This window comes from Delftia sp. PX-1, assembly GCF_055797465.1.
The window spans coordinates 5,847,154-5,866,477 of the sequence record NZ_CP184763.1 but is presented as its reverse complement, the minus strand read 5'-3'; the positions used below and the strand labels follow the sequence as shown (position 1 = coordinate 5,866,477).

General features: G+C 69.7%; 19 protein-coding genes. 10 read left to right on the top strand and 9 right to left on the bottom strand.

Going from position 1 to position 19,324, the window contains the following annotated elements:
* Positions 1-8: 8 nt before the first annotated feature.
* Complete coding sequence (locus ACN20X_RS26810; protein WP_016445491.1) at positions 9-980, top strand: LysR family transcriptional regulator; 972 nt, start codon at positions 9-11, stop codon at positions 978-980.
* A 48-nt stretch (positions 981-1,028) separates the two neighbouring features.
* On the opposite strand, the gene ACN20X_RS26805 is transcribed toward ACN20X_RS26810, so the two are convergent.
* Both ACN20X_RS26805 and ACN20X_RS26800 read right to left on the bottom strand, forming a co-directional pair.
* Positions 1,029-3,296, bottom strand: coding sequence for a xanthine dehydrogenase family protein molybdopterin-binding subunit (locus ACN20X_RS26805; RefSeq protein ID WP_473210046.1), 2,268 nt, complete (start codon positions 3,294-3,296; stop codon positions 1,029-1,031).
* A gap of 14 nt (positions 3,297-3,310) precedes the next feature.
* Positions 3,311-3,784 (bottom strand): (2Fe-2S)-binding protein, encoded by a 474-nt coding sequence (locus ACN20X_RS26800; RefSeq protein ID WP_016450919.1) that lies wholly within the window; start codon positions 3,782-3,784, stop codon positions 3,311-3,313.
* Between the two features lie 252 nt (positions 3,785-4,036).
* On the opposite strand from ACN20X_RS26800, the gene ACN20X_RS26795 reads away from it, so the two are divergent.
* On the top strand, positions 4,037-4,318 hold the full coding sequence (locus tag ACN20X_RS26795; RefSeq protein ID WP_016450920.1) for a CopG family ribbon-helix-helix protein: 282 nt from the start codon (positions 4,037-4,039) through the stop codon (positions 4,316-4,318).
* Positions 4,315-4,596, top strand: coding sequence for a type II toxin-antitoxin system RelE/ParE family toxin (locus ACN20X_RS26790; protein WP_034347583.1), 282 nt, complete (start codon positions 4,315-4,317; stop codon positions 4,594-4,596). Before ACN20X_RS26795 ends, ACN20X_RS26790 begins: the two co-directional genes overlap by 4 nt.
* Positions 4,597-4,641: 45 nt before the next feature.
* On the opposite strand, the gene ACN20X_RS26785 is transcribed toward ACN20X_RS26790, so the two are convergent.
* From ACN20X_RS26785 to ACN20X_RS26770, 4 genes are read right to left on the bottom strand one after another with little or no spacing between them, the layout of a single operon-like run.
* Positions 4,642-5,832: a c-type cytochrome gene (locus ACN20X_RS26785; protein ID WP_016450922.1), complete on the bottom strand. Its 1,191-nt coding sequence runs from the start codon at positions 5,830-5,832 to the stop codon at positions 4,642-4,644.
* 12 nt (positions 5,833-5,844) lie between these two features.
* Positions 5,845-6,666, bottom strand: a complete 822-nt coding sequence (locus tag ACN20X_RS26780; RefSeq protein ID WP_016450923.1) for an ABC transporter ATP-binding protein — start codon at positions 6,664-6,666, stop codon at positions 5,845-5,847.
* The gene (locus ACN20X_RS26775; protein WP_016450924.1) at positions 6,660-7,715 is read right to left on the bottom strand and encodes an ABC transporter permease; all 1,056 of its coding nucleotides are present in this window, start codon (positions 7,713-7,715) and stop codon (positions 6,660-6,662) included. The genes ACN20X_RS26780 and ACN20X_RS26775 overlap by 7 nt, the downstream gene beginning before the upstream one ends.
* The gene (locus tag ACN20X_RS26770; RefSeq protein WP_016450925.1) at positions 7,712-8,818 is read right to left on the bottom strand and encodes an ABC transporter substrate-binding protein; all 1,107 of its coding nucleotides are present in this window, start codon (positions 8,816-8,818) and stop codon (positions 7,712-7,714) included. The genes ACN20X_RS26775 and ACN20X_RS26770 overlap by 4 nt, the downstream gene beginning before the upstream one ends.
* A gap of 218 nt (positions 8,819-9,036) precedes the next feature.
* On the opposite strand from ACN20X_RS26770, the gene ACN20X_RS26765 reads away from it, so the two are divergent.
* The 7 genes from ACN20X_RS26765 (at position 9,037) to ACN20X_RS26735 (ending at position 15,855) form a co-directional block, all read left to right on the top strand.
* Positions 9,037-10,452, top strand: a complete 1,416-nt coding sequence (locus ACN20X_RS26765) for an O-acetylhomoserine aminocarboxypropyltransferase/cysteine synthase family protein (protein WP_151019266.1) — start codon at positions 9,037-9,039, stop codon at positions 10,450-10,452.
* Between the two features lie 35 nt (positions 10,453-10,487).
* The gene (locus ACN20X_RS26760; protein WP_043790067.1) at positions 10,488-11,591 is read left to right on the top strand and encodes an isopenicillin N synthase family dioxygenase; all 1,104 of its coding nucleotides are present in this window, start codon (positions 10,488-10,490) and stop codon (positions 11,589-11,591) included.
* 19 nt (positions 11,592-11,610) lie between these two features.
* On the top strand, positions 11,611-12,423 hold the full coding sequence (locus ACN20X_RS26755; RefSeq protein WP_012207412.1) for a MetQ/NlpA family ABC transporter substrate-binding protein: 813 nt from the start codon (positions 11,611-11,613) through the stop codon (positions 12,421-12,423).
* A 13-nt stretch (positions 12,424-12,436) separates the two neighbouring features.
* Positions 12,437-13,585 carry a methionine ABC transporter ATP-binding protein gene (locus ACN20X_RS26750; protein ID WP_151019265.1) on the top strand — a complete coding sequence of 383 codons (1,149 nt, stop codon included), beginning with the start codon at positions 12,437-12,439 and terminating at the stop codon, positions 13,583-13,585.
* Entirely contained in the window at positions 13,563-14,228 is a 666-nt protein-coding gene (locus tag ACN20X_RS26745; protein ID WP_013800725.1) for a methionine ABC transporter permease, read from the top strand. Before ACN20X_RS26750 ends, ACN20X_RS26745 begins: the two co-directional genes overlap by 23 nt.
* A gap of 111 nt (positions 14,229-14,339) precedes the next feature.
* Positions 14,340-14,828 carry a VOC family protein gene (locus tag ACN20X_RS26740; protein ID WP_432675243.1) on the top strand — a complete coding sequence of 163 codons (489 nt, stop codon included), beginning with the start codon at positions 14,340-14,342 and terminating at the stop codon, positions 14,826-14,828.
* Between the two features lie 88 nt (positions 14,829-14,916).
* A complete protein-coding gene (locus tag ACN20X_RS26735; RefSeq protein WP_013800726.1) occupies positions 14,917-15,855 on the top strand; it encodes a CysB family HTH-type transcriptional regulator in 939 nt (312 codons plus the stop codon).
* A gap of 20 nt (positions 15,856-15,875) precedes the next feature.
* Here ACN20X_RS26735 and ACN20X_RS26730 read toward each other — a convergent pair whose 3' ends face one another.
* The 3 genes from ACN20X_RS26730 to ACN20X_RS26720 all read right to left on the bottom strand — a co-directional run bounded on the left by ACN20X_RS26730 (position 15,876) and on the right by ACN20X_RS26720 (position 19,305).
* Positions 15,876-16,367 carry a GNAT family N-acetyltransferase gene (locus tag ACN20X_RS26730; RefSeq protein ID WP_034397032.1) on the bottom strand — a complete coding sequence of 164 codons (492 nt, stop codon included), beginning with the start codon at positions 16,365-16,367 and terminating at the stop codon, positions 15,876-15,878.
* Positions 16,368-16,439: 72 nt separating this feature from the next.
* Complete coding sequence (locus ACN20X_RS26725; protein ID WP_473210045.1) at positions 16,440-17,558, bottom strand: bifunctional nicotinamide-nucleotide adenylyltransferase/Nudix hydroxylase; 1,119 nt, start codon at positions 17,556-17,558, stop codon at positions 16,440-16,442.
* A gap of 46 nt (positions 17,559-17,604) precedes the next feature.
* Positions 17,605-19,305 (bottom strand): NAD+ synthase, encoded by a 1,701-nt coding sequence (locus tag ACN20X_RS26720; RefSeq protein ID WP_432675246.1) that lies wholly within the window; start codon positions 19,303-19,305, stop codon positions 17,605-17,607.
* Positions 19,306-19,324: the final 19 nt, after the last annotated feature.

Genomic DNA, 19,324 nt, shown 5'->3' with positions numbered 1-19,324 from the left:
TCCGCACCATGCCCATCAATGAACTGCGCGCCATCGCCACCTTTGCCAAGGCGGTCGAGCTGGGCAGCCTGCGCCAGGCGGCGCTGTCCCAGGGCGTGAGCCCCCAGGCCGCCAGCCAGGCGGTGGCCCATCTGGAGCAGCACCTGGGCGTGCGCCTGCTGCACCGGACCACGCGCAGCCTGGCGCTGACCGAGGAGGGCCAGCGTTTCCTGCAGGACACCCAGCCGGCGCTGGCCGCGCTGGACCGCGCACTGAACCTGGCACGCGACAGCCGCGAGGGCATTGCGGGGCCGTTGCGCATCGTGGGCCCCAAGTCCTGCTTTGCGCCCGTGCTGATGCCGCTGCTCGATGAGTTCTGCCGCCTGCACCCGGGCATCGTCCCCGATGTGCGGCTGGACGACGGCATAGGCAACTGGGTGCTGGACCGGGTCGATGCGGGGTTTCGCATCGGCGCCTCGCCCGATGAAAGCGTGATCGGGCGGCGGCTGTTTCCCGTGCAGCTCATCGTCTGCGCGGCGCCGCAGTACCTGCAGCGCCATGGCGTGCCCCGGTCGCTGGACGAGCTGGCCGCGCACCGCTGCAGCATGTTCCGCCATGCGGCCACGGACACGGTGATGCCCTGGTACCTGCCGGTCGATGGCGAACTCACGCACCGCTACCTGCAGCCGGCCCTGTCCACCAACGATGCCGAGCTGGAGCTGCATGCCGTGCTGGCCGGCCAGGTGCTGGGCCAGCTGTCCAACATCTGCGCGGCCGCGCACATCCGCGCGGGGCGCCTGGTGCCCGTGCTGCTGGAGCATGTCAGCGAGCACATCGGTCTGCATGTCTACTACGGCAGCCGCGACGCGCTGCCCCGGCGCGTGCGTGCCTTCATCGACCTGGCCGTGCAGCGGCTGCAGGACTGCCCGGACTATCTGCTGACCATGGAAGAACTGGAAAGGGCGGCGGCCGCAGGTGCCGCCGCCCTTTCCGGGGGCTGACCGCGATCAGGTCCGGCCGTTCAGGCCAGATCGATCACGCCAGCGCGATCACGCCAGATCGAACGGCAGCTTGCGCACAGGCTTGCCCGTGAGCTGCGCCACGGCGTTGGCGAAGGCCGGGGCCAGCGGCGGCAGGCCGGGCTCGCCCATGCCCGTCGGCGGCTCGGCGCTGGGCACGACGTGGACGGCGATCTCGGGCATGTCGGTGATGCGCGGCACGGCGAAGTCGCCGAAGTTGCTCTGCTCCACCACACCGTCCTTGAGCGTGATCGCCGCGCCGGGCAGGCACATGGACAGGCCCATCAGCGCCGCGCCCTGCACCTGCGCCTCGATGGTGCGCGGGTTCACGGCCAGGTTGCAGTGCACGCCTGCCGTGGCCTTGTGCAGCACCGGGCGGCCGTCCTTGACCGAGGCCTCCACCACATAGGCCACCACCGTGTCGAAGGACTCGTGCACGGCCACGCCCCAGGCGCGGCCCGCGCGCAGCTGGCGCTTGCCGTAGCCGCTCTTGTCCACGGCCAGCTGCAGGGCCAGCCGATGGCGCGGGTGCTTGTCACCGAACATCTGCATGCGGTAGGCCACGGGGTCCTGGCGGCTGCTGCGCGCGATCTCGTCGATCAGCGTTTCCATGACGAAGGCCGTGTGGGTCGATCCCACGCTGCGCCACCACAGCACGGGCACGTTGACCTTGGGGTGGTGCACGGTCAGGCGCATGGGCAGCGGATAGGGCTCGCGCATGCCCTCCACGGCCGTGGCGTCGATGCCGTTCTTGATCATGCCGCCCTCGAACATGGTGCCCGCCGTGATGGACTGGCCCACGATGGCGTGGTCCCAGGCCAGCACCTTGCCGCGTTCGTCGAAGCCGATCCTGGCGCGGTGCAGGTGCATGGGGCGGTAGTAGCCGCCCTTGATGTCGTCCTCGCGGCTCCAGACCATGCGCACGGGGGCGTTCAGGCCGGCGCGGCGCGCGGCCAGCGCCACCTGGCAGGCCTCGACCACATAGTCGCTGGTGCCCACGCCCCGGCGGCCAAAGCCGCCGCCGGCCATCTGCACGTGCACGCGCACCTGCTCGGGCTTGAGGCCCAGCACACGCGCGGCGGCCATGCCGTCCACGCCCGCGAACTGCGTGCCCAGGTAGAGGTCGGCTCCAGCCTCGCCGGTCTCGCCCATCTGCACCGTGCAGTTGAGCGGCTCCATGGGCGCATGGGCCAGGTAGGGGAAGCTGAACTCGGCCTCGATATGGCGCGGCGCCTTGTCCAGTGCCGAGATGTCGGCGTCGAAGTGGCGCGTGCCGGGCTGCGCGGCCAGCTCGCGGTACTGGGCCAGCTGGCGTTCGCTGTCCACCTTCTCCACGGCGTCGGTGTTCCATTGCGCCTTCAGCGCCTCGCGGCCCTTGCGCGCTGGCCAGTAGCCGGTGGCGATCACGGCCACGCCTTCGCCGCCACCGTCCACGGGCACGCGCAGCACGGCCTTGACGCCGGGCACGGCACGCGCCGCAGCGTCGTCCAGCGAGGCCAGCTGTGCCTTGAACACGGGCGGGTGTGCAATCACCGCCGTCAGCTGGCCCGGCAGGTGCATGTCGATGCCGAAGCTCTGCTGGCCGCTGCTCTTGGCCCGGGCGTCGATGCGGCCCGTGGGCTTGCCGATCAGGCGGAAGTCCTTGGGATTCTTCAGCACGACGGTGGCCGGCACGGGCTGGGCCATGGCGGCCTGGGCCAGCTCGCCATACGACAGCTTCTTGCCATTGGGGCCGAGCACGAAGCCCTCGCGCGTGCGCAGCGTGGCGGCGTCCACCTTCCACTGCGCGGCGGCGGCGGCCACCAGCATGGCGCGCGCACGGGCGCCCAGCTCGCGGTACTGGGTGTAGCTGTGTTTGAGGGCGGTGGAGCCGCCCGTCATCTGGATGCCGTAGCGCGGATCGGCATAGGCCGCATCGTTGCCGCCCAGGCGTGCGCCGACCTTGCTCCAGTCGGCGTCCAGCTCCTCGGCCAGCACCAGGGGCAGGGCGGTGTGCACGCCCTGGCCGAACTCCAGGCGGTTGATGGCCACGGTGACTTCGCCGCTGGGCGAGATCTCCACGAAGGAGGCGGGCTGCTCGGTGGGCTTGAGGCCGGCGGCCTCGCCCTTGCCCGGCGCCTGCGCCATGGCGGGAAACACGCCCAGGGCCAGCGAACCGGCACCGGCGATCTTGAGGAAGCTGCGGCGGGGGATCTGTGCAAGGGCTGGCGCGTCGGCGATGGCAGCGGTGGCCTCGTCACGGTCCAGGATGTGCTGCAGGGCGCGCGGCAGTTCGGCGGGGTTGAAGGTGGTCAGCATGCGGCGTTCTCCATTCAGCCCAGGGTGCGCGCGGCATCGGCCACGGCCGCGCGGATGCGTGCATAGGTTCCACAGCGGCAGATGTTGCCGGCCATGGCCGCGTCTATCTCCTCGCCGCTGGGCTTCTTGCCCTTGGGCAGCGACTTGAGGAAGGCCGTGGCGCTCATGATCTGCCCGCTCTGGCAGTAGCCGCACTGGGCCACGTCGTGGCGCACCCAGGCATCGCGCACGGCGGTGCCCACGCGGTCGGAGCCCGAGGTCATGGCCTCGATGGTGGTGATCTTCTGGCCCGCGGCCGCCGAGATCGGCGTCACGCAGGAACGTATGGCCTGGCCATTCATGTGCACCGTGCAGGCGCCGCACAGCGCCGCGCCGCAGCCGAACTTGGTGCCGGTCATCTCCAGCGTGTCGCGCAGGGCCCACAGAATGGGCGTCTCGGGGTCCAGGTCCATGGAAACGGTCTTGCCGTTGATGGTGAGATCGGTCATCGCAGTCTCTCCTTGTTGTGGGTCAGTCAGGCAGGGGTGGGGTCCCCGCAGTAGTGTCGTGCGCAGCTGCGGCCCATGGAAGCCGGGCGCCGTCGAGGCGCGAATATAGAAAGAGGCCTTGCTTGCAACTAGTCCTGATTTGATTGATGCATTGGCAAGTGCAAGTTGCGAATGGGATGAAGCGGTTGAGTCTCTGGAGTGTTTGGTACTGACGATGTATATACTTTGTTGGTATCTTCACAGGAGTCAATCATGCCCAAGGAAGCCGTTTTCACCATGAAACTGGAAGCCGAGCTGCGCGAAGACTTCATGGCCGAAGCCGCAGGCGAGGACCGGCCCGCATCCCAGGTCATGCGGGAGTTGATGCGCGACTACATTGAGCAGCGCCGCAAGGCCCGTGAATATGACGGCTATCTTCAGCGCAAGGTCGAGGCGGGACGTGCCTCCATGCGCGCTGGACTTGGCCGCTCGAATGAGGAAGTCGAGGCCGAGTTCGCTGCCCGGCGCCGTCAGGTTGCGGCAGACCGTGCGTGAAAGTCATCTGGACACCGCAGGCGCAGCAGGATCGCGCCGATATCTGGGACTACATCGCAACTGACAATCCTCGCGCAGCCTTGCGCATGGACCTGCTTTTCAGCGACGCAGCGGCCCGGTTGGCCGCGTATCCCAAGATGGGCAAAACGGGCAGGATTGCCGGCACGCGCGAGCTGATCCCCCATGAAAGCTATCGCCTTGTCTATGAGATAGAAGGCACGACGGTCTGGGTGCTGGCTCTGGTGCACACCGCGCGCCAGTGGCCGCCAGCGCGGTGACGATAACTGCATGCCAGGCCGGGATGGCCCTGATCAATGCACAACTCAATGCACAAACCCACCCTTGATGAACCGCACGGGCTCGGCGTCCATGCGTGCAATCAGCGCGCTCAGGCCATCGGCCACTGCGCCAGCGCCGGAGGTGGCCTCGGCCACCGTGTCCGTGCGGCAGACAAGGTCGTCCTCCGACCAGCCCTGGGCGCCCGGACGCGATAGCGCGCGCAGCCAGCCGCTGCGGTCGCCCAGCCATTGCATGCCCTGCAGCTGCTCCGAGCCGCTGAGCAGGGCCATGGCCTGCCAGGCGCGCGGGTCGTTGACGGTGCAGTCCAGGGCGCTGGCGGCGCGGTTGCCGCCATCGGGTGACAGCTGCAGGCTGACCAGGCGCGGGTCTTCCTGCACCGGGCCGCTGCCTGCCACCACCCTCAGCCGCTGCTGGCGGCTTTGCCAGGTGCTCAGGCGGCGTGCGGGCTGGCCTGCGCACTGCACGGCCATGTCGGGAAGTCCCACGGGATAGGGCCAACTGCCGGCGATCTGCAGCATCTGGCCTGCGGCGCGAGCCTTCATGAAGTCGATCAGGGCCCAGGCGTCGTCGCTGGACAGCCGGTCGGCCTGGCCGTGTGCCCGTGCGCCGTCGCCAGACTCCACGGGGCGGCGGTCATGAAGAATGGCCCAGAGCAATTCCCCATCGGCGCGGCGCCACAGCAGCGGGCTGGTGAAGTTGGGGGGCCAGACCGGCTGGCTGGCGGCCAGCGGGCCGTGGCCCCGGCCATCGGCACCGTGGCAGGCCGTGCAGTGCTGGGCATAGACCGCGCTGCCGCGCGCAATGCTCTCCACGCTGAAGCCCGTGGGCGAGGCATGGAAGCTGGTGGCATGCGCGGGCACCAGGATCAGGTCGGCACGCGGCCAGGGGGCCAGCAGCAGGGCGAGCGCGGCCAGCGCGGTCAGCACCAGGGCCGGCAGGCGGATGCGGCGCAGCACCAGGACCAGCGCCAGGGCCAGCACCAGCAAAACGATGGCGGTGACCACGGCCGCCAGCGACCACAGCAGGCCCCGGGCCTGGCCCAGGTCGATCACCAGGTTTTCGCCGGACAGGCGCAGGGCCCAGGGCCAGGCGGGCTGCCCATCCACCGTGCCGGCCAGGCCCAGGCCGTGCAGCAGCTGCAGCAGGCCGACCTGGGCCTGCTGCATGGCGCCGATCAAGGGGTTGAGCCAGTCGGGGGAGTCGCTGCGTTGCATCGGAGGCGGGCGCTACCAGGTCTGGTCCAGGCCCAGGTGGCGCAGGGCCTCGTGGCGCAGCTCGGACAGGCGGGCGTGGCCGCGCTGGCGCGGGTAGGGCAGGTCCACATCGATCTCGGCCACGATGCGGGCGGGCCGCTGGCTGAAGACCAGCACGCGGTGGGCCAGGAAGAGGGCCTCTTCCACATCGTGGGTGACCAGCAGCACGGAAAAGCCTGCGCGCTGCCAGATCTTGAGGATCTCGCTTTGCATGGCCAGCCGTGTCAGCGAGTCGAGCTTGCCCAGCGGCTCGTCCAGGATCAGCAGGCGCGGGTCGTTGACCAGCGCGCGCGCCAGAGCCGCGCGCTGGGCCATGCCGCCCGACAGCTGGTGGGGATGGCTGTCCGCGAAATCCTCCAGCCCAACCAGGCGCAGGGCCTCGTCGATGCGGTGGGCCTGGCTGTCCAGCAGGCCGCGTGCCTGTAGGCCCAGGGCCACGTTGCCGCGCACCGTACGCCAGGGAAACAGCGTGGGGTCCTGGAAGACGACGATGCGCGAGGGATCGGGCTCGGTGATGGCCGTGCCGTCCTGCGCCACGGCGCCGGCCGTGGGCGCGTCCAGCCCGGCCACCAGGCGCAGCAGCGTGGACTTGCCGCAGCCGCTGGGGCCCAGCAGGGCGACGAACTCGCCGGGCCGTACCTGCAGGCTGACCTCGTCGAGCACCTGCAGCGCGCCCTGTCCCTGGCCGAACCAGTGGCTGACGGCCTGCACATCGATGGCCGCGCCGGCTAGGGCCGCCCCTGCGATGGCGGGCGTGGCTGCGGCGTTGGCGGCATGTTCTGCGGCAATCACCATTTGACGGTTCCCTTCTGCCACGACAGCGTGCGGTCGCGCACGGTGAACAGCAGCGTGATCAGGCCCGAGCACAGCACGGCCATGACCAGCAGCGCCGTGTACATGTTGGCGTAGGCTGCCCAGCCCTGGGCCCATTGCAGATACCAGCCCAGGCCGGCCTTCACGCCCATCATCTCGGCCGTGATCAGCACCGAGAACGAGGCACCCAGCCCCATGAACAGGCCCACGAAGACCTGGGGCAGGGCGGCCGGGATGGCCACGCGCAGCACCAGAAACCAGGGCGATGCGCCCAGCGTGCGCGCCACGTCGTAGTAGCTCTTGCTGACCGAGGCCACGCCCGACCAGGTCAGCACGGCCACCGGAAAGAACGTGGCCAGCGCCACCAGGAACACGGCTGCCGAGTAGCTCGACGGCGCGAAGAAAAAGGCCAGCGGCAGCAGGGCCGAGGCCGGCACCGGCCCCAGGAAGCGCAGCAGCGGATGCACCCAGTAGCCCGCGATGCGCGACCAGCCTATCCACACGCCCGTGAGAAACCCGATCACCGCGCCGAACATGATGCCGTTGAGCAGCAGCCGCAGCGAATACAGCGTGGACAGGCCCAGGCGCTGCCAGTCCTCATGGACCACGTCGATCAGGCTTTGCGGTGGCGCGAAGAACGGCGGCGGCAGCGCGCCGAGCTTGGCCGTCAGCGTCTCCCACAGCGCCAGCAGCAGCGGCGCGGCCACCAGCCAGGCACCGGCCGGGCGCAGCCAGCGGTCGATGCGCCGTACGCGCCGTGCGCCTCGTACAGGCAGCACGGCCGATGCCAGCAGCAACAGGGCCACGGCCAGGGCGGCAATGCCGAATTCCTGCGTGAATGCCCATTCGCTGAAGCCGATCTCCTTGTTGGGCCACAGCAGGGTCAGCATGCCCAGGCCGGCCCAGGCGGCGGCGGCCAGCAGGCCGGTGCGCCAGGGGCCTGGCTTGCGCGAGTCCTGCGCCTGTTCCCGTTCCAGGCCGGGTGCGGCATCCGTGGCGCCCAGGCGCCAGCGTGGTCTTGCGGTGCTCATGCGAGGACGTCCAGCGTGATGTGGCTGGCAAAGCGGCCAGGGTCGGTCTGCTTCTTGAGCACGCCGGCCGTGCGGAAGTCGGCCGCAAAGGCCTGGACCTCGTCGCGCAGCGGCTTGCCGTGCGGATGGTGCTTGAAGGTCAGCTCGGCCAGCAGGCGCTGCAGGTCCTCGACGGGCACCTTGGGCGAGTACCTGGCAAAGATCTTCGCCGTTTCGTTAGGGTTCTCTGCGATGTAGTCCGAGGCCTGGGTCAGCGCGCGCACCACGCTGGCCGCTGCGGGCTTGTTGGCCCGGGCGAACTTTGCGCCTGCGCCGATCACGCAGCAAATGCTTTCGGCGTACTCGTTCTTGGCGCTGTTGCCCAGTTCGAGGAAGGTGCCGGGGTTGCGCTTTTCGATCAGGTAGAGATTCGGGTCGCCGTCGGCAATGGCCTGGATCTCGCCCTTCTTGGCGGCCACATCCAGCAGGTCGGCCGGGTAGACGCGCCATTCGATGTCCTTGTCCACATCCAGGCCGCGCTTGGCCAGGTGGATGGAATAGAACTGCTTGGCCGGGCTGTTGAGATCGGCCACGCCGATGGTCTTGCCCTTGAGCGTGCTGGGGTCCAGCGTGACGCCGGCCGACTTCAGGCCGACCAGGCGCAGGCAGCCGCCGTGCACGCTGCCGATGAGCTTGACATCCAGCCCCGCCTCCAGCGGCTTGATCCAGCGGTGGATCAGGCCCGCGCCCGCATCGGCCTTGCCCGTGGCCAGCGCCTCCAGCAACTGGTCGGCCGAGCCGCCCCAGTTCAGCAGTTCTACGTCCAGGCCGTTGCGCTCGAAGAAGCCGCGCTCCAGCGCCACGGGAATGGGCGAATGGCAGAAGCTGGCCTGGCTCCAGGCAAAGGTGATCTTCTGGCGCGGCTGCGCCCCGGCGCGGCCGCTGAACCAGGCGGCCGATCCCAGCGCGCCGGCTGCGGCGCCGGCGCGGATCAGGGCGCGGCGCGAGAGCGAGGGCTCGGTCGCCTCGGGAGCATCGAGCGCCCCGAAAGCACCGCAATCGGCGCCATGGGCGCAGCGGCTGTCCTGGGTCCTGTCGATCTCGGTCTGGGTCTTGCGGGTCATGGAACTCCCTCCAAAGCAGTTTCGGGACTGCCGATGCTGTCCGCTGAGTGCCGTGTTTCCAACGACGCAAAACGCGCATCCATATGTGCGTGGCAACTAGGAAGGGCGCGGCCCGGCGACATGCGCAAACCGAATAAGCGAACGCGTTTTTCTTCGTAGTGCGCAGGGCGCGGGCTTCAAATAATGGGCTGCATCGACCACTCATACGGAGTCCATGCATGACCTCAGCGACCGGCACCGAGTCCGCCCCGCACGACGCAGCCAGCGATGCGCTGTGGCAGCAGGACACCCAGGCCCTGCACGCCGGCTACCGGGGGCGAGAGCAGCAGCGCAGCGCGGCCGTGCCCATCTACCAGAGCACCTCCTTCGTGTTCGACAGCGCCCAGCACGGCGCCAACCTGTTCGGCCTGGTGGAGGAGGGCGATGTGTACTCGCGCACGGCCAACCCCACGCTGGCGGTGCTGGAGCAGCGCATTGCGGCTCTCGAAGGCGGCGTGGCCGCGCTGGCCCTGGCCTCGGGCATGGCCGCCATCGACGTGGCACTGGCCACGCTGGCCAGTGCGGGCGACCATGTGGTCGTGGCCTCGCAGCTGTATGGCGGCACGCACAACTTCATCGCCCATGTGCTGGCCTCGCGCGGCGTGCAGAGCACGGCCGTGGCCAAGGATGATTTCCAGGCGTTGCGCCGGGCGATAGGGCCGCGCACCAAGGCCGTGTTCGTGGAGTCCGTGGGCAATCCATCGGGCGGCATTGCCGACCTGCGCCAGCTGGCCGATATCAGCCATGCGGCCGGCGTGGCCCTGGTGGTGGACAACACCGTGGCTTCGCCGCTGCTGCTGCGGCCCTTCGACTGGGGCGCCGACATCGTCGTGCATTCGGCCACCAAGGCCATTGGCGGACACGGCAATGTGCTGGGCGGGCTGATTGTGGACAGCGGCCGCTTCGACTGGGTGGCGCACGCGGGGCGCTACCCGCAGTTCAGCGCGCCCGAGCCGGCCTACCAGGGCTTTGTCTTCACCGAGAAATTTCCCGACCGCGCCTTCATCGCGCGGGCCCGTGCCGTGCTGCTGCGCAACTGCGGCGCGGCGCTGGCGCCGCACAGCGCCTTCCTGCTGCTGCAGGGCCTGGAGACACTGGGCCTGCGCCAGGAGCGCGCCAGCCGCAACACGCTGGCCGTGATCGATTTCCTGCAGCGCCATCCGCTGGTGGAGCGCATACACCACGCCAGCCAGAGCGGCCACGCCGACCACGCGCTGGCCCTGCGCCAGCTGCGCGGCGGGCATGTGCCGGCGCTGCTGGGCTTCGAGCTGCGCGGCGGCCGGCCGGCGGCGCGCGCCTTCTATGACGCGCTGCGCCTGTTCCTGCGCCTGGTCAACATCGGCGACAGCAAGTCGCTGGCCGCCATTCCTGCCGAGACCACGCACAGCCTGCTCAGCGACGAGGAGCTGGCGCGCGTGGGCATTGCGCCCGGGCTGGTGCGCCTGTCCATCGGCATAGAGCACCCGCAGGACCTGCTGGCCGACCTGGAGCAGGCGCTGGAGCAGGCGCAGGGCCATGCGGTGTTGGCTGCCGAACGCGGACAAGACCGCGAACAAGACCACGAGCAAGACCGCGATCAGCGCCTGGCGGCCTGAGCGCCCCTTCCTTCCCACTTCCCTGGCAGCACAGCATGAGCACCTTGACAGCATCCACCCTCGAAGCGCCCGCCGCCACGGCGGCAACCCCGGCCCTGCCCGTCATCGACCTGCAGGCCCTGCGCGACCCGGCCACGCAGGCCCAGGCGCTGCGCCAGCTGGCGCGCACGGCACGCGACACCGGCTTCTTCTACCTGGAAGGGCACGGCATAGGCCGGGACGCATGGCAGGGCATACAGCGGCGCGCGCGCGAATTCTTTGCGCTGCCGCTGGCGGACAAGCAGGCGCTGGCCATTGCCAACACGCGGCACTTCCGGGGCTATACGGCCGTGGGCATGGAGATCACGCGCCAGCGGCCCGACCAGCGCGAGCAGATCGACCTGGGCGAGGAGTCGCCCGAGATTCCCGCAGGCCCCGGCGTGCCGGACTGGAAGGGGCTGCAAGGCCCCAACCAGTGGCCGCAGGCCCTGCCCGGGTTCCGCGAGGAGGTGCTGGCCTGGCAGGCGGCAGCGCATGGCGTGGCGCTGGAGCTGCTGCGCCACTTCGTGGCCGCGCTGCAGCTGCCCGAGGGCGCGTTGGACGCCCTGGTCAGCGGCCTGCCTGCGCACCGCATCAAGATCATCCACTACCCGGGCAGCGAGCTGGGCGCAGCAGGCCAGGGCGTGGGCGCACACAAGGACGGCGGCCTGCTGACCCTGCTGCTGCAGGACGAGGTGGGCGGGCTGCAGGTGGAGACGCCGGCCGGCTGGGTCGATGTGCCGCCGCGCGACGGGGCCTTCGTCATCAACATCGGCGAGATGCTGGAGCTGGCCACCAACGGCTATCTGCGCGCCAACGTGCATCGCGTGCTGGTGCCGCGCGCGGGCGTGCAGCGCTACTCCATCGCCTACTTCCTGGCGCCGCGCCTGGACCTGGGCCAGGTGCCGCTGCTGACCCTGCCGCCCGAGCTGGCCGTGCTGGCCACGGGGCCGCAGAGCGACCCGGACAACCCGCTGTTCAGCCATGTGGGCGAGAACGCGCTCAAGGGCCGCGTGCGCTCCCACCTGGATGTGGCCCAGCGCTTCTATCCCGAGCATTTCGCCCGCCTGCAGGCCCAGGCCCGCGCGGCCGGCCGTGAGCTGCACCCTGGTGCCTATTGATTCTTGAAAGGACTGTGCGATGGACAAGCGAGTATTTCTGCGGGGACTGGCGGCGGGGGCCTCGGTGGCGGCGATGTCAGGCGCCATCCGGGCCGCGCAGGCCGGCCCGCTGCGCGTGGGCGTGCGCGGCGGCGTGGACGAGGAAATCTGGGAAGTGGTGACCCGCGTGGCACGCGAGCAGGGTCTGCAGGTCAAGCCCGTGGTCATCAGCGGCGCGGCCAGCCCCAACGAGGCGCTGAACAACGGCGACATCGAGGCCAACTCCTTCCAGCATGTGCCGTTCCTGCGCGACCAGAACCAGCAGCGCGGCTACCGGCTGGTGGCGGCGGGCGACACCTACATCTCGCCCATCGCCTTCTATTCGAAAAAGCACAAACGCCTGGCCGACCTGCCCGCTGGCGCGCGCCTGGGCATTCCCAACGATCCCAGCAACCAGACGCGCGCGCTGGTGGTGCTGCAGGACCAGGGCATCCTGAAGCTGCGCGAGGGCTTCGACCCCTTCAAGGGCACGGCGGGCCTGGCCGACATCGCCAGCTACCAGAAGAAGGTGCAGCTGGTGGAGGCGGCCTCGGTGGTGCTGGCGCGCTCGCTGGACGATCTCGATGCCTCGGCCATCGTCAACAGCTTTGCCTACCAGGCGGGGCTGATCGCCACGCGCGATGGCATTGCCGTCGAAAGGCGCGAGCGCAATCCCTACGTGAACATCATTGCCGTGCACGAGCGCGACCGCGCTGCACCCTGGGTCGCGGCCCTGCTGCGCGCCTACCAGTCCGAGCCCGTGCGCCAGTTCATCGTGAGCAGGTACCAGGGCTCGGTGCTGCCGGCCTTCTGAGGCGTGTAAGGCAATGAAGGTGGAACAGGCGGCGGCCGGCGAGCCCCATGCAATCGATGCGCTGCAGCGGCCGCACATCGTCTTCGAGGGCGTGCGCAAGCACTACCCGGGAACGGGCAGGGGCGCGGGAAGGAGCGCGGGCGAGCCCGTGCACGCACTGCAGGCGCTGAGCTTCGAGGTGGCGCGTGCCGAGGTGTTCGGCATCATCGGCCGCAGCGGCGCCGGCAAATCCACGCTGCTGCGCACCATCAATGCGCTGGAGCGGCCCAGCAGCGGCCGCGTGCTGGTGGACGGCACCGATGTCGCCACGCTGGACGAGGACGCGCTGGTGGCGCTGCGCCGGCGCATCGGCATGATCTTCCAGCACTTCAACCTCCTGTCCTCGCGCACGGTGTACGAGAACGTGGCCCTGCCGCTGCAGGCCGCAGGCTGGCGGCCCGCGCTCGTGCGCGCACGGGTGGACGAGCTGCTGGCCCTGGTGGGGCTGGCGGACAAGAGCGGCGCCTATCCGGCCCAGCTCTCGGGCGGGCAAAAGCAGCGCGTGGGCATTGCGCGCGCGCTGGTGCACGAGCCCGAAATCCTGCTGTGCGACGAGGCCACCTCGGCCCTGGACCCCGAAACCACGCAGTCCATCCTGGAGCTGCTGCGCGAGATCAACCGCAAGCTGCGGCTGACCATCGTGCTCATCACGCACGACATGGCCGTGATCCGCGAGGTCTGCGACCGCGTGCTGGTGCTGGACCAGGGCCGGCTGCAGGAGATCGGCGAGGTCTGGCAGCTGTTTGCGGCACCGCGCTCGGAAGCAGCGCGTGCGCTGCTGCGGCCGCTGCGGCAGGCCTTGGCGGCGGACCTGGAACTGGTGGCAGCGGCCGATGGCCCGGAGGCCGTCGCCGTGCTGGCCATCGGATGGGCCGACGGCGGCAGCCAGCAGGGCCTGCCGCTGGCGCAGCTTCAGGTGCTGGGCCCGCGTGCCCGCTTGCTGCAGGGTGGGCTGGACTGCATGCGCGGGCGTTCGCAGGGCCGCCTGCTGGTGGGCGTGCCGGTGCAGGATCTGCCCTCGTCGCTCTCCCCGCTCTCGCCGGACGCGCTGTCTTCCCTTCAACAGGCGCTGGGCGCCGATTCACTGCAACTGCTTGGCCATGTCCCTGCCCCCGCTCGATAAATACCTGCAGGCCTTTCTGGAAACCCTGCTGATGGCGGGCGCGTCCTCGCTGATCGCCATCGTTGCCGGGCTGGCGCTGGCCATCGTGCTGCACACCACGGCGCCGGGCGGGCTCTATGCCAGGCCGCGGCTGTACCGGGGGCTGTCGGCGGCGGTGAACATCGGCCGGGCCATTCCCTTCATCATCCTGCTGGTGGCCCTGCTGCCGGTGACGCGCGCCATCGTGGGCACCACGCTGGGCACCTGGGCGGCGGTGGTGCCGCTGTCGGCCAACCTGATTCCGTTCTTTGCGCGCATCGCCCAGGTGAGCCTGGGCGAAGTGGACGGCGGCCTGGTGGAGGCGGCGCGCGCCATGGGCCTGCGCCGCCCGCAGATCGTGCGCCAGGTGCTGCTGCCCGAGGCGCTGCCGGGCCTGATCGGCGGCATGACCGTGAGCGTGATCGCCATGGTCAATGCCTCGGCCATGGCGGGCGCCGTGGGGGCGGGCGGCCTGGGCGATCTGGCCATCCGCTACGGCTACGAGCGCTATGAGACGCGTGTGATGTTCGAGGTCATCGTCATCCTGGTGGCCCTGGTGTCGGTGCTGCAGTTCGGCGGCGAATGGCTGGCGCGCCGTGCCGACCACCGGCGTTCGATCTCTTGAGATGATTTGGAAATAACAGACTGAATTTTTATTATTTTTGGTTTTTTCGACTTGTCTCGACAATGGCCTGCAGCAGCATTCGGGCTGCTGATTCTTTTCCGAGATGCTTCGATGACCCACACCACACGCCCCGCCTGGCCTTCCCCTCTTGCCGGCCGCACTGCCATGAAGCCTGGCGTGGCCATCGTCTGTGGCGTCCACCATGTCCAGCTGTCCTTTCCGGCGCGCGCCCAGGCGGCCATGGAGCGCTTTTATGGCGAAGTGCTGGGCCTGTCTGCCCTGACCGTTGCCGGGCGTCCGGGCCTGAGCTTTCTGGCCGGCGGGCAGCGCATTGATCTGGTGCCCTACAAGGGGCAGTCCGGCGGCACCGAGCGCGCGGCGGGCAACCTGGTGCACCTGGCGCTGACGGTCAGCGACGTGGATGCGCTGCGCCAGCAGTTGCTGGTACACGGCTGCCTGGCGCTGGAGGTGGCGCCCGTGAGCGAGGGCCGGCGCTGCTATGCGCGCGACCCCGCAGGCAATCTGATCGAGCTGCTGGAGCTGCCCCGCGAGGCAGCGGCCGATGCTCCGGATGAGCCGGCCGTGGCCTGTTCGGCCTGAAAGCCTCTCGCCGTCCCCCTCTCTCTTCCCTTTCTGCTTTTGCCTTCCACAGGCCCGGGCCGCACCGGCCCCGGGCGGAGCCTTGCCCATGAACTTCCAGCAACTGCGCTATGTGCGCGAAACCGTGCGCCGCGGCTACAGCCTGACCGAGGTGGCCCACACGCTGCACACCTCCCAGCCTGGCGTGAGCCGTCAGATCCGCGAGCTGGAGGAAGAGCTGGGCGTGGAGATCTTCATCCGCGCAGGCAAGCGGCTGACCGGGCTGACGCCGCCCGGCGAGGCGCTGCTGCCCATCGTCGAGCGCCTGATGCTGGAGGCCGACAACCTGCGCCGCGTGGGCGCCGACTTCAGCGCCAGCGAGCAGGGGCGGCTGTCGATTGCCGCCACCCACTCGCAGGCCCGTTATGCGCTGCCCCATGTGGTGCGCGACTTCCGCCAGCGCTATCCGCAGGTGCGCCTGCACCTGCACCAGGGCTCGCCCGAGCAGGTGGCGCAGATGCTGCGCAGCGGCGAGGCCGACATCGGCGTGGCCACCGAGGCGCTGGCCGGCTATGAAGGCCTGGTGGCGCTGCCCTGCTACCGCTGGACGCACGGCGTGGTCGTGCCGCCCGGCCACCCGCTGCTGCAGTCGCAGCAGGCGCTGACGCTGGAGGCGCTGTCGCGCTTTCCCATCATCACCTACGAGCAGGGCTATACGGGCCGCGCCCACATCGACGAGGCCTTTGCGCGCGAGGGCCTGGAGCCCGACGTGGTGCTCACGGCCATGGACGCCGACGTGATCAAGACCTATGTGGAGCTGGACATGGGCGTGGGCATCGTCGCCTCGGTGGCGCTGGATGCCGAGCGCGACCAGGGCCTGCGCACGCTGGACGCCGGCCACCTGTTCGAGGTCAACACCACGCGGCTGGGCCTGCGCAAGGGCGCCTGGCTGCGCGGCTATGCCTATGCCTTCATCGAGACCTTCGTGCCCACGCTGACGCGCGAGGTGGTCGAGCAGGCCGTGCGCCAGGGCGTGGAGCCCGAGTAGGCAGACGAAGGGGGCCGGCCTCAGGCCGGCTCGCGCGCCATCTCCAGCAGGGTGTCGCCCGTCACGCGGTAGCGGATCCACTCGGTCTGGGGCAGGGCGCCCAGGCGGTCGTAGAACTCGATGGAGGGCAGGTTCCAGTCGAGCACGCTCCACTCGAAGCGGCCGCAGTCCTTCTCGACGGCGATCTGCGCCAGGCGGCGCAGCAGCGCCGTGCCCGCGCCCAGGCCGCGCGCCTCGGGCGTGACGTAGAGGTCTTCGAGGTACAGGCCGTGGCGGCCCTGCCAGGTCGAGTAGTTGAAGAAGTAGACCGCAAAGCCCACGGGCTGGTCGCCATGCAGGCAGATCAGGCCAAAGACGGCGGGGTTGTCGGCAAACAGGGTGCGCTTCACATGCTCTGGCGTGGCCAGGACTTCATGCTCGGCTTTTTCATAGACGGCGAGTTCGCGCACGAAGCGGACGATGAGCTCGGCGTCATCGGGGGTGGCGGGTCGGATCTGTAGGGTGGTAGTCATTCAAACGCGGGGGGACACGGGGAGCCCGGAAAAACGGTATTGCGACGCAAGATGGCGCCGCAATCTCCGGTTTTAGCCGATTTTCACGGCCGTGTCCGCCAGGGGCTGTTGCACCGGAAGGGGCAGGAACTGGCGCAGGATCTGGAAATGGTCCTCGAAGAACGCGCTTTCCATGGCGGGCAGGTCGCAGACGGCCACCCAGCGCGCCAGTGCCGCATCGTCGCCGCCCTGCACGGGCGGCAGCGAGGGCAGCACGCCCAGGTCCAGATAGTGCACATGGGTGATGGTGCGTCCGCGCAGGCTGCGGTCGGGATGGTCGAAGACCTGCACGGACTGCAGGGCCGCCTGCAGGTCGGCCTCGCTGAGCGTGGAGCAGGTCTCCTCGCGCAGCTCGCGCAGGCAGGACTGCCACAGCGTGTCGCGCGGCTCCAGGAAGCCGCCCGGCAGCGCCCACAGGCCCAGGCCCGGGGCATGGGCGCGGCGTATCAGCAGGATGTGGTCCTGTTGCGCGCCTTCGTGCGGCACGCGGCAGCGCAGCAGTGCGTCCACGGTCACGAAGACGGGCGGGTAGGGCGCCGCAGCCCAGGCCTGGCGGTACCGGGCCAGCATGCGCCATTCCTCGCACATCTGCGCATGGACGGGCGTGGTGGCCCATTGGCGCAGGAACTGCAGGGTGGCGGGCGGCACCTGGGCGGCCAGGGCCTCGAAGTCCACGCCGGATTCGCCGAAGTAGATGTCGCGCAGCGGCGTGGCGTCGAACTGGCCCAGGCGCGGCAGGCTGATCAGCTGCCAGCGCGGAAAGCGCGCCAGGTAGCCGCTGGTCGCGTCCTTGAAATGGCCGACCAGGGCCACGCTGGCGCCTTCGGGCACGCAGGACTGCGCGGCCTGCTGCACGGCCTGTACCCACAGCGGCTCGTTGTAGTAGTCGCGCACGGGCACGCAGTGCAGGCGGGCCGCGTCGGCCGGCGGCAGCGCCTCGCGCAGCATCTGCGCGCGCTCCTGCCAGCTGAAGGGGTTCTTGGGATTGGGCGCCTGCCAGGCGCTGCCCAGCACGACGACGATCTGCTCGGCACGCTCCAGCGCCGCGCGCAGCAGGGCCATGTGGCCGTTGTGCAGCGGCTGGAAGCGCCCGATCAGCACGGCGGTGTGCACGCGCTCGCTGGTGGCCGGGGTTTCGGGGGGGGCGTCCATGGCGGCAGTCTCTTGCATAAACAGGCTCGGTGGCTTCACTCTGGCTTCATTCGTAGTGGGCGGCAATGGGCATCTGGCGGCCGGTGCCGAAGGCGCGCGGGCGCACGCGCAGTATGGGCGGGGCCTGGCGGCGCTTGTACTCGCTGCGGAAGATCATGCGCTTGACGCGGTCAACCAGCTCGGCCCCGCCGGGTTGGCCCAGCAGCTGGGTCACAAAACGCTCAGCCGTGCCGTACTCGGCGGTGGACAGGTGCCGGCCCTCGATGGCGTATTTGAGGATTTCGTCCAGCACCGCATAGGGCGGCAGGCTGTCCTCGTCCTTCTGGTCGGGTGCAAGCTCGGCCGAGGGCGGCTTGTCGATGATGGCCTGGGGAATCAGCTCGCGGCCCGCACTGTGGTTGATGTGGCGAGACAGCTCGAAGACCTCGGTCTTGTACAGATCGCCCAGCAGGCCCAGGCCGCCGTTGGTGTCGCCATACAGCGTGCAGTAGCCCACCGAGATCTCGGACTTGTTGCCCGTGGTCAGCAGCAGGTGGCCGAAGGCGTTGGAGTACTCCATCAGCGTGGTGCCGCGGATGCGTGCCTGCAGGTTCTCCAGCGGCAGGCCTCGCAGCGGCTGGCCGAAGCTGGCCTCGAACTGGCGCGCATAGCCGTCGACCAGTTCGCGTATCGGGTGCTCGTGCAGCGTGATGCCCAGGTTGCGGCACAGGATCACCGAGTCATCGACCGAGCCGCTCGACGAAAAGCGCGAGGGCATGGTGACGGCCACCACGTTGTCCGCGCCCAGGGCCTCAGCGGCCAGGGCCAGGGTCAGCGCGCTGTCTATGCCGCCCGAGCTGCCGACGACGGCGCGCGTGAAGCCGCAGCGGCGCGCATAGTCGCGCAGGCCCAGCACGATCTGGCGGCGGTAGAACTCCATGGTGGGCAGGCCTGCGGCCGTCACGCTCATGCAGGGCTGGCCGGCCGCGTCGAGGAAGCGTCCGTCGCCGAACTGCAGCGTGCGCAGGTCCTCCACGAAGCGCTCGGCTTCGAAGACCACGCCGCGCCCGGGCTCCACCGCGAAGGAGGCGCCGTCGAACACGATCTGGTCCTGGCCGCCGATCTGGTTCACGTAGAGGATGGGCAGGCCGTGGCGCGTGGCCGCCTGGCCGAAGATCTCGTGGCGCTGCTCGCGCTTGCCCAGGTGGCTGGGGCTGGCGTTGATGCTGACCACCAGGTCGGGCGCGGCGTCGGCCATGCGCGCGAAGGGGTTGGTGGCGTAGTCGGCTCCGGCGTCGTTCCAGCCGTCCTCGCACACCAGAAAGCCCACCTGGGCCTGTCCTATGCGCAGCACCTTGGCCGCGTCGGGGCCGGGCTCGAAGTGGCGGCGCTCGTCGAAGATGTTGTAGGTGGGCAGCAGCTGCTTGTCGTAGCGCAGGCGAACGGCGCCGTCCTTGAGCACCAGCAGGCTGTTGTGCAGCGGCTTGCCCGGCCCGCTGGCGCGCGTGGGCGCGCCGATGACCCAGTGCAATTGAGGCCACTGGCGCGTGGCCTGCAGCAGTTGCTGCAAGCCTTGCTCCAGGCGCTCGCGAAAGGCGGGCTCGTCCAGCAGGTCGCCTGGGTAGTAGCCGCACAGCGACAGCTCGGGAAAGACCAGCAGGTCGGCCTGCGCGTGCGCGGCGCGGGCAGCGGCCTCGGCCATGCGGGCCACGTTGCCGGCGATGTCGCCGACGGTGGGGTTGAGTTGGGCAATGGTGATGCGCAGCATGAATGGAGCTTTGGCGGTG